The sequence below is a fragment of the Janthinobacterium sp. Mn2066 genome (assembly GCF_049319705.1).
Taxonomy (GTDB): domain Bacteria; phylum Pseudomonadota; class Gammaproteobacteria; order Burkholderiales; family Burkholderiaceae_D; genus Janthinobacterium.
This window is the reverse complement of sequence record NZ_JBMOUF010000003.1, coordinates 278,921-292,526: the sequence shown is the minus strand read 5'-3', so window position 1 is coordinate 292,526 and position 13,606 is coordinate 278,921. Positions and strand designations below refer to the sequence as shown.

11 protein-coding genes are annotated in these 13,606 nt (G+C 60.0%); 5 read left to right on the top strand and 6 right to left on the bottom strand.

The genetic code is table 11. The annotated features are described in order from the left end of the window. Positions 1–28: 28 nt before the first annotated feature. The 6 genes from sucD to recA all read right to left on the bottom strand — a co-directional run bounded on the left by sucD (position 29) and on the right by recA (position 6,481). Positions 29–910, bottom strand: a complete 882-nt coding sequence (gene sucD, locus ACL9RI_RS07620; RefSeq protein WP_422725974.1) for a succinate--CoA ligase subunit alpha — start codon at positions 908–910, stop codon at positions 29–31. Positions 911–923: 13 nt separating this feature from the next. Further along, positions 924–2,093, bottom strand: a complete 1,170-nt coding sequence (gene sucC / locus ACL9RI_RS07615) for an ADP-forming succinate--CoA ligase subunit beta (protein ID WP_422725973.1) — start codon at positions 2,091–2,093, stop codon at positions 924–926. Between the two features lie 72 nt (positions 2,094–2,165). After that, positions 2,166–2,732, bottom strand: a complete 567-nt coding sequence (locus ACL9RI_RS07610) for a DUF2889 domain-containing protein (protein WP_422725972.1) — start codon at positions 2,730–2,732, stop codon at positions 2,166–2,168. 298 nt (positions 2,733–3,030) lie between these two features. Next, positions 3,031–4,569, bottom strand: coding sequence for a class I SAM-dependent methyltransferase (locus ACL9RI_RS07605; protein WP_422725971.1), 1,539 nt, complete (start codon positions 4,567–4,569; stop codon positions 3,031–3,033). A 186-nt stretch (positions 4,570–4,755) separates the two neighbouring features. After that, positions 4,756–5,211, bottom strand: coding sequence for a recombination regulator RecX (recX, locus tag ACL9RI_RS07600; RefSeq protein WP_422725970.1), 456 nt, complete (start codon positions 5,209–5,211; stop codon positions 4,756–4,758). A 175-nt stretch (positions 5,212–5,386) separates the two neighbouring features. Next, positions 5,387–6,481, bottom strand: coding sequence for a recombinase RecA (gene recA, locus ACL9RI_RS07595; RefSeq protein ID WP_422725969.1), 1,095 nt, complete (start codon positions 6,479–6,481; stop codon positions 5,387–5,389). A 240-nt stretch (positions 6,482–6,721) separates the two neighbouring features. On the opposite strand from recA, the gene ACL9RI_RS07590 reads away from it, so the two are divergent. The 5 genes from ACL9RI_RS07590 (at position 6,722) to ACL9RI_RS07570 (ending at position 13,463) form a co-directional block, all read left to right on the top strand. After that, positions 6,722–7,444 (top strand): response regulator, encoded by a 723-nt coding sequence (locus ACL9RI_RS07590; RefSeq protein ID WP_422725968.1) that lies wholly within the window; start codon positions 6,722–6,724, stop codon positions 7,442–7,444. Further along, positions 7,441–8,979 (top strand): sensor histidine kinase N-terminal domain-containing protein, encoded by a 1,539-nt coding sequence (locus tag ACL9RI_RS07585; RefSeq protein WP_422725967.1) that lies wholly within the window; start codon positions 7,441–7,443, stop codon positions 8,977–8,979. The genes ACL9RI_RS07590 and ACL9RI_RS07585 overlap by 4 nt, the downstream gene beginning before the upstream one ends. Continuing rightward, a complete protein-coding gene (locus ACL9RI_RS07580; RefSeq protein ID WP_422725966.1) occupies positions 8,972–9,268 on the top strand; it encodes a DUF4212 domain-containing protein in 297 nt (98 codons plus the stop codon). The genes ACL9RI_RS07585 and ACL9RI_RS07580 overlap by 8 nt, the downstream gene beginning before the upstream one ends. Continuing rightward, the gene (locus ACL9RI_RS07575; protein ID WP_422725965.1) at positions 9,265–11,322 is read left to right on the top strand and encodes a sodium:solute symporter family protein; all 2,058 of its coding nucleotides are present in this window, start codon (positions 9,265–9,267) and stop codon (positions 11,320–11,322) included. The genes ACL9RI_RS07580 and ACL9RI_RS07575 overlap by 4 nt, the downstream gene beginning before the upstream one ends. A 98-nt stretch (positions 11,323–11,420) precedes the next feature. Then, on the top strand, positions 11,421–13,463 hold the full coding sequence (locus ACL9RI_RS07570; RefSeq protein WP_422725964.1) for a S9 family peptidase: 2,043 nt from the start codon (positions 11,421–11,423) through the stop codon (positions 13,461–13,463). Positions 13,464–13,606 lie beyond the last annotated feature (143 nt).

Below are 13,606 nucleotides of genomic sequence, written 5' to 3'. Positions count from 1 at the left end.
TTTTTTGGGTACTGCCAGCCTGGCTGGATTACAGCATGGCTTTCAGCAGACGCGCCATTTCCGACGGGTTTTTGGTCACGGTGATGCCGCAAGCTTCCATGATTTCCAGTTTGGCTTGTGCCGTGTCAGCACCGCCCGAGATCAGCGCGCCGGCGTGGCCCATGCGCTTGCCTGGAGGAGCGGTCACGCCAGCGATGAAGCCGACGACCGGTTTTTTCATGTTGTCTTTGATCCAATAAGCCGCGTTGGCTTCGTCCGGACCACCGATTTCGCCGATCATGATGACTGCGTCGGTATCTGGATCATCATTGAACATCTTCATGATGTCGATGTGTTTCAGACCGTTGATCGGGTCGCCGCCGATGCCGACTGCCGACGATTGGCCCAGGCCCAGTGCGGTCAATTGACCCACTGCTTCATAGGTCAGGGTGCCCGAACGCGATACCACGCCGATGCGGCCTTTTTTATGGATGTGACCTGGCATGATGCCGATCTTGATTTCGTCCGGGGTGATCAGACCTGGGCAGTTAGGGCCCAGCAGCAAGGTTTTGCTGCCGGCTTTCGCCATGCGGTCTTTCAAGGCCATCATGTCACGTACAGGAATGCCTTCGGTGATGCAAATAGCCAGATCCATTTCAGCTTCGACAGCCTCCCAGATCGCAGCGGCCGCGCCTGCTGGCGGTACGTAGATCACGGAAACGTTGGCGCCGGTTTCTTTTTTCGCTTCGGTAACGTTAGCGAAAATAGGAATGCCTTCGAAGTCTTCGCCGGCTTTCTTCGGGTTCACGCCAGCCACGAAAGCGGCTTTGCCGTTCGCGTAGTCGCGGCACATGCGGGTGTGGAATTGACCGGTCTTGCCGGTAATACCTTGGGTAACGACTTTGGTATCTTTATTGATCAGAATGGACATAGTGATTCCTTAATTAAGCTTGACCGGCAGCAGCGGCAACAACGCTTTTCGCTGCATCTTCCATGGTGTCGGCTGCAATGATAGGCAGACCGGATTCGGCCAGCATTTTCTTGCCCAGGTCTTCGTTGGTGCCCTTCATGCGGACCACCAGCGGTACTTGCAGGGAAACAGCTTTCGACGCAGCGATCACGCCTTCAGCGATCACGTCGCAACGCATGATGCCGCCGAAGATGTTGACCAGGATGGCTTTCAGGCCTGGGTTTTTCAACATGATCTTGAACGCTTCGGTCACTTTTTCTGCCGTGGCGCCGCCGCCGACGTCCAGGAAGTTGGCTGGCTCGCCGCCGAACAGTTTGATGGTGTCCATGGTCGCCATGGCCAGGCCGGCGCCGTTTACCAGGCAGCCGATGTTGCCGTCGAGCGAAATGTAAGCCAGGTCGAATTTCGACGCTTCGATTTCAGCTGGGTCTTCTTCGTCCAGATCGCGGAAAGCGACGATCTCTGGCTGACGGAACAGGGCGTTCGCGTCGAAGTTGAATTTGGCGTCCAGCGCGATGACTTTGCCCGAACCGGTCAAGATCAGCGGATTGATTTCAGCCAGCGATGCGTCGGTTTCCCAGTACGCTTTGTACAGGCCTTGCAGTTGCACGCGTGCATCGGCGATCGAGCCTTCTGGCACGCCGATTTTTGCCGAGATCGAATCGGCTTCCGCATCGGTCAGGCCGACAGCTGGATCGATAGCGATGGTGTGGATCAGTTCTGGGTGCGATTCGGCCACTTCTTCGATGTCCATGCCGCCTTCGGAAGACGCCATCAGTACCACGCGTTGCGTGACACGGTCGGTGACCATCGATACGTACAGTTCTTTCTTGATGTCCGCGCCTTCTTCCACCAGCAGGCGGCGTACCAGCTGACCTTCAGGGCTGGTTTGGTGCGTCACCAATTGCATGCCCATGATTTCGTCGGCGAATTGCTTGACTTGCTCCAGCGACTTGGCAACTTTCACGCCGCCGCCCTTGCCGCGGCCGCCCGCGTGGATTTGTGCCTTGACAACCCAAACCGGGCCACCCAGGGTTTCGGCAGCCTTGACTGCTTCTTCGACGGACAGGCACGGGATACCGCGTGGTACCGTCACTCCGTATTTCCGGAGGATTTCTTTGCCTTGATACTCATGGATCTTCATGCTGGCTTCCCTTCTGATACTGATGTGTAAAAAATACGGTTAATGATGCAAAAAAAACAGAGAAAACCCTCGCTAGGCTGGCGCTTTGGCTACCCAGCGCGGGTAATACTGCGCAACTGCCCCGCCGTCGGTACGCAAGGCGTGGCATTTGTCGAGTTGGAATGGCTGTTCTTGCGACACGTCGGTGCCTGCACCGTCGCGCGTGGCCCACACATCGCCGGCAAACGCCTGGACGGTGGCAGTCGGCAAGACTTGCGCCAATTCAGTCAAATGGGTACATCCGGCGATACCGCCCAGGCGTTGCTTCAATTCACGACGGAAATTATTCAACAGGTTCAAGCCGATGAGCAGCTTGTAGGCGGGGCCGATGGTATTACAAAAACCGGGATAGGGCACGGCGTCGGAAGCTGCTTCCGCTTCGACGATGGTCAGTTCGCTATCGACGGTAATGCGTAAATGGAGATCATGCAGCGGCATGCCGGCGGGACGGGGGCCGGAAGCCAGGGTGGCGTCAAAACTTTTGATATCGGTGATATGGGCGTCAATATCCCATAGACCATCCTCGCGCGCGTACGCTTGGACGTCGATAACGCGGGAGTGCCGTAGGGCACGCCGGGAGACGGGAGTTGACAGGGGCATAAGACCGATGCCGCTTGCGCGGCCATAATTTAGTAAGCAGCCATGTGCATAAAGCACGCCGTTCGCAGCTTCTACGAACAGCAACCGCACCTGCGGCGCCGCAAAAACCCTAAAAGTGTAGCACAGAGCGCGCTAGTTGCGCCGCAACATAATTTTTTATTGCCAGCAATATAAGCCCGTTGATCATCGTTAAAAACGACTAAATGAATGTCATTCATTCGCAATTGATATAACTTGAAACGGCGTGCGCCTGCGCTCACCCGCACCTCGGCCAAGGCGGCCCAGGTGCGCTCCATCCTCAGTCGAGAATGCCGAATGCCTGCAAAATAGGCAGTTCGCGCTCGGTAAAATAGTGCGCGTGCCGATACAGTTCGGCCAGGTTTTCCTGCTCCGTCTGCAAGACCTGGCCATCCTTCGACAACAGGCGGTTCAAGCGCAGCAATACAGGCCAGGCAGCACTGACCAATTCTTCCGGCGGATGCCCTCCCTGCAGTTTTGCGCGCAAGAATAGCTGTTGTAAATGTGGTACAAATACGCCGCCGCCCGTCACCGGACTGGCCAGGGTAGTGAGGTCGGTCCTTTCCAGCGCCAGTTCCAGCACGTGGCGGTTCAGGCGATCCGCCTGCGGCCGCGCTGCAACAATTTCGGCCGCATCCTGCACCGCATTGACGCTGCCCTTGCTGATCAACACCAATATGATTTGCAACAGGGCAGCCAGGCTGACCTCGCGTCCGGCCAACTCCTGCTCCAGCTCGCCGATGCTGCGGACGCGGTGGTCAGACAGCAAGTCGAGTACGGGACCGTAGACTGCTTCATCCATATCGGCGTCGCCCAGCACGCCATGCACGCTCAAGACCACTTCATCGCGCGGCGTCACCAGCAGCACGCGTACGGCGCGGATGGCCTGCGCCTGGGCAAATGGCGTCAGCTTGCGGGCGCCCTTGACCCAGTAATCCTTGCGAAATTGCTGGTTGACCAGGAACGCCCGCGTCGTCTCGCGGAAAATGGGATCGGGTATCCCGGCCAGGAACTGCTGGTGCTCGGCCGTCAGATTGAGCATGTCCACATGGTCGGTATAGGTCGCGGACGCGGCAAACTCCAGCTTGGCCTCGGCCAGCAGCGCCGCCGCCCTGGAAAACGCCATTGGTTGCCAGTCCATATTGAAGTACTCGTGCGCCACATAGTTGCGGTCCAGCGCCTTGAGCTTGTCGAAACGGTCGGCCAGCAAGGGGTTGGCCAGCATATAGCGCGGTTGCGTGGCAATCATGCGGTCGACGAAATCGATGGCGCCCTCAATCCGCGACAGCACCCCGACACCGGGCGCGGCCATCACCTTGCTGTGCTCCGAGAGCAATTCGCGCAGCGGCATCATGGCGGCCCAGCCGGGCTGGGTGTTATAGCTGATGTAGGCAACGCCGCCCACCTTCAGCTTGCGGTGCAGGAAGTCCACGATCAGCGCGCGGTTTTCGTCCGAGACCCAGCTCCAGATGCCATGCAGGGCGATATAGTCGAAGTCGGGCAAGTCATCGCGGCGGCAAAACTGTTCGAACGATTCATCGGTCAACTGCGCGCCTGCGCCGGCGGCGCCGGCCAGTTCCTGGGCAAACGCCGCCTGGGCCGGATTGAAGTCATTACCAAACCAGCGCGTGGTCGTGGCCGCCGCGTGGATATTGACGCTCACGCCCTGGCCAAAACCCAGTTCGCAAGCCGTGCCGCGCGCCGGCAGGACCAGGCCGGCCGCCAGCAGCGGCAATTGCAGGCGCAGCGGGTTCAGTTCTTCGTAATAGCCATAGGTATAGGCGACTTCGGCCACATAGCCGGCATTCCAGTTGCTCATCTCGGTATCCTGTCAGTGTTACTGTCACCCCATGCGCGCGCGGCGCAGGATCAATGACGCAAGGATAACGTTGCAAGCCTGCCGCAAGCAAGGAATAGAAAGTTTGTAGCAAGGTTGACAGAGGCGCCCTGCCGGACGAGAAACACACCCGCGGCAGCGGTTTGTGACAACTGCCGGAAGCGGCGCTTATTCTTCGTCCGGGTCCAGCCCTTTTAATGCCACTTGCACGGCCTTTTGCGAAAAGCCGCGCTGCATCAGGAAACGCATCTGCTTGTTGCGCTGTTCGGCGTCCTGCGCCACTTGCCCGAACTTGCGGCGCCAGACTTCACAGGCGCGCGCCACTTCCCCTTCGGCCAGGCCCGCCTTCAATTCCTGCAAGGCCTCGCCACCGATGCCGTGGCTTTGCAGTTCGGCCATGATGCGGCTATTGCCGAAGCGGGCAGACCGACGATGGATCAGCGATTCGGAAAAGCGTTCCTGCGACAGCCAGTTGGCCTTTTCCAGGCTATCGAGCAAGGCTTCCACATCGTCGCCCTCTTGCGCATGCCGCTGCAGCTTGCGCCGTAATTCCATGCGGCTATGTTCACGCATCGACAAAAAGCGTAACGCCCTGCCCTTCAGGCTTAGTTGTACCGCTGCCATACATACACCCTTATCCGTACCCAAAAACACAATTGCCGCCTGGCGCACGGGCGCAAGACGGCAATCATTGTAGAACTTTTATGCGGCAAGCTGCAGCGCAGCCGGCCGTTGCCTCTCGCAGGCGGCTAGTCCTGGGCTGGCCCAAGCCAGCCCAGGCAGACACGCCAACGACAGCTTACTCGGCAACCTTGGCTTCGACCGCCTTGGCAGCCTTGTCCGCTTTTTCAGGTTTTTCGGCAGCCAGCGGCGGCAGTTCACGCACGCCCAGCGAAGCGCGTACCTTGTTTTCAATTTCACGCGCCAGCGCCGGACGCTCTTGCAGGAAGGCGCGGGCATTGTCCTTGCCCTGGCCGATGCGTTCGCCGTTGTAGCTATACCAGGAACCCGATTTTTCGACGATCTTGGCGTCCGAACCCAGGTCCAGGATTTCGCCTTCGCGCGACGTGCCTGCGCCGTACAGGATGTCGAAATGCGCTTCCTTGAACGGTGGCGCGATCTTGTTCTTGACGACCTTGACCTTGGTTTCATTGCCGATCACTTCATCGCCCGATTTGATCGAGCCGGTGCGGCGGATATCGAGGCGCACGGAAGCGTAGAATTTCAGCGCATTGCCGCCGGTGGTGGTTTCCGGGCTGCCGAACATCACGCCGATCTTCATGCGGATCTGGTTAATGAAGATGACCAGGGTATTGGTACGGTTGATCGAGCCGGTCAGCTTGCGCAGGGCTTGCGACATCAGACGTGCTTGCAGGCCCGGCAAGGAATCGCCCATATCGCCTTCGATCTCGGCGCGTGGCGTCAGGGCGGCCACGGAGTCGATCACGACCAGGTCGACGCTGCCCGAACGCACGAGGGCGTCGCAGATTTCCAGCGCCTGCTCACCCGTGTCCGGTTGCGAGATCAGCAATTCATGCAGATTGACGCCCAGCTTCTGTGCGTAACCGACGTCCAGCGCGTGCTCGGCATCGATAAAGGCGCAGGTGCCGCCCAGTTTTTGCATTTCAGCAATGGTTTGCAAGGTCAAGGTGGTTTTACCCGACGACTCAGGGCCGTAGATTTCCACCACGCGGCCACGCGGCAAGCCGCCGACGCCCAGCGCGATATCGAGGCCGAGCGAACCGGTCGACACGACTTGCACTTCTTCGATCGGTGCGCTGGAATCCATGCGCATGACCGAACCTTTGCCAAACTGCTTCTCGATCTGCGCCAGTGCGGCGGCGAGCGCCTTGGCTTTTTCCGATGCGGGTACTACAGCTTTTTTATCGTCCATATGTTCTTTCAGCGTTCTTTCAGCCTGGGCGCGGAGTAAAGTCTCGCGGGGTTGGTTAAATTCTCTAAACAGTCACTACTGTATAAAAAAACAGTGATCAATGCAAGCGGAACGTGGATTTGTTTTGAAACAGGTCAATACAGTCCTTGTTTTACATAAATACTCGCCACCTTGCGGAAAATGAAACACAATACAGTCAAACTTCTTTTTTCCATTGCTGCAAGCTCAGGAAGTCTGACCATGCGTATTTTACTTGCCGAAGATGACAGCGTGCTGGCCGATGGCCTGACGCGTTCGCTGCGCCAGTCCGGTTATGCCATCGATTACGTCAAAAACGGGCAGGAAGCCGACACCGCCCTGTCCACCCAGGAATTCGACCTGCTGATCCTCGACCTGGGGCTGCCCAAGATGTCGGGCCTGGAAGTGCTGCGCCGCCTGCGCGCCCGCGCCTCGCTATTGCCCGTGCTGATACTCACGGCGGCCGATTCCATCGAGCAACGCGTGAATGGCCTGGACCTGGGCGCCGATGATTATATGGCCAAGCCCTTCGCCCTGTCGGAACTGGAGGCCAGGGTGCGCGCGCTGACGCGCCGCGGCGCCGGCGGCGGCGCCACCGTCATCAAGCACGGCCCGCTCAGCTACGACCAGGTGGGACGCAGCGCCTACATCAACGAGCAGATGCTGGACCTGTCGGCGCGCGAACTGGGCTTGCTGGAAGTCCTGCTTAGCCGCACCGGCCGTTTGGTATCCAAGGAGCAACTGGTCGATCATTTATGCCAGTGGGGCGAGGAAGTCTCGAACAATGCCATCGAAGTGTATGTGCACCGGCTGCGCAAGAAAATCGAGGTGGGCGGCGTGCGCATCGCCACCGTGCGCGGCCTCGGTTATTGCCTGGAGAAATATTCGGAAGCGGCACGCCTGAGCGCGGAAGCGAGCCAGGCCGCTGGCGCCGCCGGCAAGTGAAACCGCGCGAAGCGCCGGCAGACGAGGCCGGACCAGACGACTGGTTCGAGCCGCCGCCCAGCGAACAGGACGACACCATCCAGCATTCGCTGTTTGGCGAAATCCTCGACTGGATGCTGGCGCCCTTGCTGCTGCTGTGGCCGATGAGCATCGCCATCACGTATCTGGTGGCCAAGGGCATCGCCAACCAGCCGTTCGACCATGCGCTGGAAGACAGCGTCACCATGCTGACGCAGCAAGTCAAGCAGCCGGGCGGCCAGTATTTCAGCCAGCAGCCTGAACGGACCGGGCGCACGGCGCGCGACCTTTTGCGCGGCGACGATATCGACTCCGTGTATTACCTGATCGTCGGCCAGGATGGCGGCTACGTTGCGGGCGACCGCGACTTGCCGCCGCCGCTGGACCCGGAACGCTACCGCAGCGGCGTGGTGCTGTTCCGTAACGACACGATTCATGGCACGCCCGTGCGCGTGGCGTTTTCCTACCTCGACATGCCCGCCAGCGCCAGCGGTGAGGAAGCACGGCGCGCCCTGATACAGGTGGCGGAAACCCTGGAAAAGCGGGCCCAGCTGGCCAATGAAATCATCAAGGGTGTGATTTTGCCGCAGTTCATTATTCTCCCCATCGTGCTGGCCCTGGTCTGGTTTGCGCTGGCGCGCGGCCTGTCGCCGCTGGCGCAATTGCAGGAGCGCATCCGCGCGCGGCCGCCCGATGACCTCAGCCCCATCGAAACAGACCAGGTACCCGAGGAAATCACGCCGCTGGTCGGTTCGCTCAACGACATGCTGGCGCGCCTGTCGCTGTCGATCGACATGCAGAAGCGTTTTATCGCCGACGCGGCGCATCAGATGAAAACGCCGCTGGCCGGCATGCGCATGCAATCCGAACTGGCCTTGCGCCAGACCGACCACGATGAAATACACCGCTCGCTGATGCAGCTGGCCAAGAGTTCGGAGTCGGCCACGCGGCTGGTCAACCAGTTGCTGGCCCTGGCGCGCGCGGAAAACCAGCCACAGGCAGGCACGGCGTTCGAGCCGATCGCACTGAACGAACTGGCGCGCGGCGTGGTGCATGACTGGGTGCAAACCTCGTTCGCCCAGCAGATCGACCTGGGCTTCGAGCAGCCGCCATATCCCATCATGATTTCCGGCAACGCGATGATGCTGCGCGAACTGCTCGGCAACCTGATCGATAACGCCCTGCGCTATACCCCCTCGGGCGGCAGCGTCACGGTGCGCGTGCGCGCCGCAGCCGAACTGGCGATCCTGGAAGTGGAAGATACGGGGCCCGGCATTCCGCAAGCGGAGCGCCCGCACGTGTTTGAACGCTTTTATCGCATTCTGGGCAGCAATGCCGACGGTAGCGGACTGGGCCTGGCCATCGTGCGCGAAATTGCCCAGCAGCACGGTGCCGAAGTCGACATCTTCAATAACCCGCGCGCGCAATCACCGAAGCTGCCCGGCAGCTTGCTGCGCCTGTCCATCGCGCAGCTATTGCCGGACGCGCCCGAACCTGACGCCATCAACTATGGATAAGCCGACCGATCACGCCGCCCTGCAGGCGCGCCGCGCCGCGCACTGGCGCAAGACGCAGCGCCTGACGCTCATCCTGCTCGTGATCTGGCTGCTGACGGGCTTTTTGACCGTGTTCTATGCGCGCGAACTGCTGCATTTGAATCTGTTCGGCTGGCCCTTGCCGTTTTATATGGCGGCCCAGGGCGCTTCACTGGTGTACCTGGCCATCATCGGCGCATATGCCTGGTCCATGCGCCGCCTCGACCGTGAATTTCACCGGGCGCAACAAGCGGCAGAGGAACAGCCATGAGCGCGCCACGCAGCTTCTTTGCGCGCCTGTCGCGCTATTATTTGCTGTTTTCCGCCGGCTTTGCCGTCTTCCTGCTGGCCCTGAGCATGCTGGAACAGGAAGGCATGCCGCGCTCGTGGATAGGCTATCTGTTCATGATCGCCACCATCAGCCTGTACGCCACCATCGGCGTCATCAGCCGCACCTCGAACGTGACGGAATATTATGTGGCGGGACGGCGCGTGCCCGCCATGTTCAATGGCATGGCCACCGCCGCCGACTGGATTTCGGCGGCCAGCTTCATCAGCCTGGCGGGCGGCCTGTACCTGAACGGTTTCGACGGCCTGGCCTTCATCATGGGCTGGACCGGCGGCTATTGCCTGGTGGCATTGCTGATCGCGCCCTACCTGCGCAAGTTCGGCCAGTACACGATTCCCGATTTCCTGGCGGCCCGCTACGGCAGCGGCGCCGAAGGACGCGGCGCGCCCGTGCGGGTAGTCGCCGTGGCCGCCACCATCATCGTTTCATTCACGTACGTGGTGGCGCAGATTTACGCCGTGGGCCTGATCGCCTCGCGTTTCACGGGCGTGGATTTTTCTGTCGGCATTTTCCTGGGACTGGCCAGCATCCTGGTCTGCTCTTTCCTCGGCGGCATGCGCGCCATCACCTGGACGCAGGTGGCGCAATACATCATCATCCTGGTGGCCTTTCTGATACCCGCCATGTGGCTGTCGGTCAAGCATGGCGACAATCCCGTGCCGCAACTGGCGTACGGCAAGGTGCTGCCGCAACTGAGCGCGCGCGAACAGGTGCTGGAAAACGATCCCAGGGAACAGGAGGTGCGCGACATTTTCGCGCAGCGGGCGAAGAACTACCAGGCGCGGCTGGAGCGCCTGCCTGAATCGTGGGAACAGGGACGGCTGGCGGCCCAGCGCCAGCTCGATGCGCTGCGCCTGAAAAACGCCCCGCTGCTCGATATCCGCAATGCCGAGCGCTACCTGCTGGCCTATCCAAAGAATGCGGACGAGGCGCGCGTGCTGTGGCAGGCGGCGCAGGCGATGAACCAGAAACGCGCCGAGCCGATCACGCCGCATGCCCAGCCCTTCCCTGCGCCGGACCGCGCACAATCGGATATCAAGCGCAACAATTTCCTGGCCCTCGTGTTTTGCATGATGCTGGGCACGGCCGCCCTGCCGCATATATTGATGCGTTCCTACACCACGCCGTCCGTGCATGAAACGCGGGTGTCCGTGTTCTGGACCCTGTTCTTTATCCTCTTGATTTATCTCACGATTCCCGCGCTGGCCGTGCTGGTCAAATACGATATTTATTCGGCGCTGGTGGGCACGCAATATGCGAACCTGCCCACCTGGGTCTCGTACTGGGCCAATGTGGATAAACTCAATCCATTGATCAGCATAGTCGACGTGAACCGCGACGGCATCGTGCAACTGGCGGAAATCGCCATCGATGCCGACGTGCTGGTGCTGGCCACGCCGGAAATCGCCGGCTTGCCGTATGTCATTTCCGGCCTGGTGGCGGCCGGCGGCCTGGCGGCTGCCCTGTCGACGGCGGACGGCTTGCTACTGGCCATTTCCAACGCGCTATCGCACGATATCTATTACAAGGTGGTCGATCCGACCGCTTCGACGCGCAAGCGGGTGACGATTTCCAAGCTGCTGCTGCTGGCCGTGGCCTTCATCGCCGCCTACGCCGCCTCGCAAAAACCGGCCGACATTTTGTCGCTGGTGGGCGTGGCCTTTTCGCTGGCCGCCTCGACCCTGTTCCCGGTGCTGGTGCTGGGGGTATTCTGGAAGCGCGCCAACCATTACGGGGCGCTGGCCGGCATGCTGGCGGGCTTTGGCGTCTGCCTGTATTACATGGTGCACACCAGCAGCATGCTGGGCGGCAGTGCAGCAGAACAGTGGTTCCATATCGCACCGATTTCCGCCGGTATCTTCGGCGTGCCGGCTGGCCTGGCGGCCACCGCCCTCGTCAGCTGGCTGACGCCCAAGCCCGGCCGGCGCAGCACCGGGCTGGTCGAGCATATCCGTGCACCGGAGCCTCCGCAATAAAGACTTGTTTGGGGCTAGTCAAAAGAACGGCCAAATGTTAGCCTGAGAGAAACAGTATAAAAATAAATACTGTATTTAATAATCTCCCGGGAGTATACATGCAGTCCAGTCTTGCCCGCCTTGCCCTCTGTTTCAGCCCCTTGTTACTGACTACCGCCGCCAGCCTGCCAGCCTACGCCGATACCGGCACACATGCTGCGGCCCAGATTCCGATTGAAGACTTTTTCAGCAAGGCAGCCTTCAGCGGCGCCGTGCTGTCGCCCGATGGCCGCCATCTGGCGGTGCTGGTCAGCACCGACGGCGGACACGTCCAGTTGCACACTGTCGACCTGTCCAGCATGAAGATCAGCGGCCTGACCTCGTTCCAGGATGTCGACATCGCCAACATCAGCTGGGTCAACAACCAGCGCATTATCTATAGCGTGGTTGACCGCAGCGCCACCCAGGGCGATGTGCGTTATGGTTCCGGGCTGTATGCGATCAATGTCGATGGCAGCGGCTATCGCCAGCTGGCCAACAGCCTTCGCACCCCAAAAGGCATCGTCGAATCCCGTTTCAGGAGTGCCATTCTGGGGGCGGATACGCAACTGCTCCAAATCAGCAACAACGCCAATAGCAATGACGTGTTCGTCACTGAAACCATTTACATGGATGCCAGGAAGCCATCGAGGGTGGTCTTGCGCCTCGATACGGTGACAGGCGTCAGCAAACGCATCGCTGCATACAGTGACGCAGAAGAGTGGATGATGGACAGGCAGGATGAAGTGCGCATTGCGATTAGTCACAAGGGCGCGAAACAGACGATTTATTATCGCGACTCTGCCGACACCCCGTGGCGTACGCTGCGCGAAAACAATATCTACCGTCCTGCGCCCGGCGATTTTACGCCCGCTTTTTTCGATGCCAGGGGTAATTTTTATGTCCACGCCGAATACCGCGGAGTGAAAGCGCTGTACCTGTATGACGTGAAGACGGGGAGCATGGAAGCAACGCCGCTGGCCAGTACGCCGGGTTACGACCTCGATAACGGGTCCATACACAACGATCACAAACTGCTGGGCTTGCGCTTTGAAACCGATGCGGCTGGCACCATCTGGTTCGACAAGGAAATGGCTGGCCTGCAGGAAAAGGTCGATGCCCTGTTGCCAGCAACCATCAACAAGCTGTCCGCCCCCGCGCGCCCGCAAACACCCTTCGTGCTGGTGCAGGCTGCGTCCGATGTCGAACCGGGAAAAGCATTGCTCTATAACAAGGAAACGGGGGAACTGACGCCGCTGGGCGGCATGCATCCCGCCATCGATCCACAACGCATGTCGCCCAAGATCATGGTGCGCTACCAGGCCCGTGACGGACTCGAGATTCCAGCCTACCTGACCCTGCCCAAAGGAAAAGAGGGCAAGAACCTGCCGATGGTGGTGATGGTGCATGGCGGCCCATGGGTGCGCGGCGGCCATTGGGAATGGCAGCGCGAAGCGCAATTTCTCGCCTCGCGCGGTTATGCCGTGCTGGAACCGGACTACCGCGGCAGCACCGGTTATGGGGCTGCGCACCATAAGGCAGGCTGGAAACAGTGGGGCTTGAAGATGCAGGACGATATTGCCGATGGCACCCACTGGGCCATCGCACAGGGGTATGCCGATCCGCAGCGCATCTGCATTGCCGGCGCCAGCTATGGCGGCTACTCAACATTGATGGGCTTGCTGAACGATCCCGGGCTGTACAAGTGCGGCATCAACCAGGCCGGCGTGACTGACATCAACATGATGGGCAAGGCCTACTGGGGAGGCGACTCCGGCCTGGGCACATGGTTTAACAGATATACCATGAACGACATGCTCGGCAATGCCGTGGCCGATGCCGCGCAACTGAAAGCCACTTCTCCGATCGAACATGCGGCACGCATCACGCAGCCTGTGCTGCTCGGTTACGGCAGCGCCGACCAGCGCGTGCCGATCGGCCAGAGCAGCGCCTTCCGTGATGCCGTCCAGAAAAACAATCCACAGCTTGAATGGGTCGCGTACGAAGCAGAAGGCCACCGCTGGACACTGCCGAAAACCAGTGTCGATTTCTGGCGCCGCGCTGAGAAACTGCTGGCGCGCAGTATCGGACCAGATACGGCAGCGGCGGCCAGTACCCAATAAGCGTGCGCTGGACAACGCTCGTTTTCTCTGCTGCACGATAGCCCGGCATGCCGGAATACGGTGCAGCAGAGCACGCGTCAAAGTGGGTCAGATGATAGCCCGAGAGAAAAAATTATCACATTGAGCAACTTCTACAGGGATAT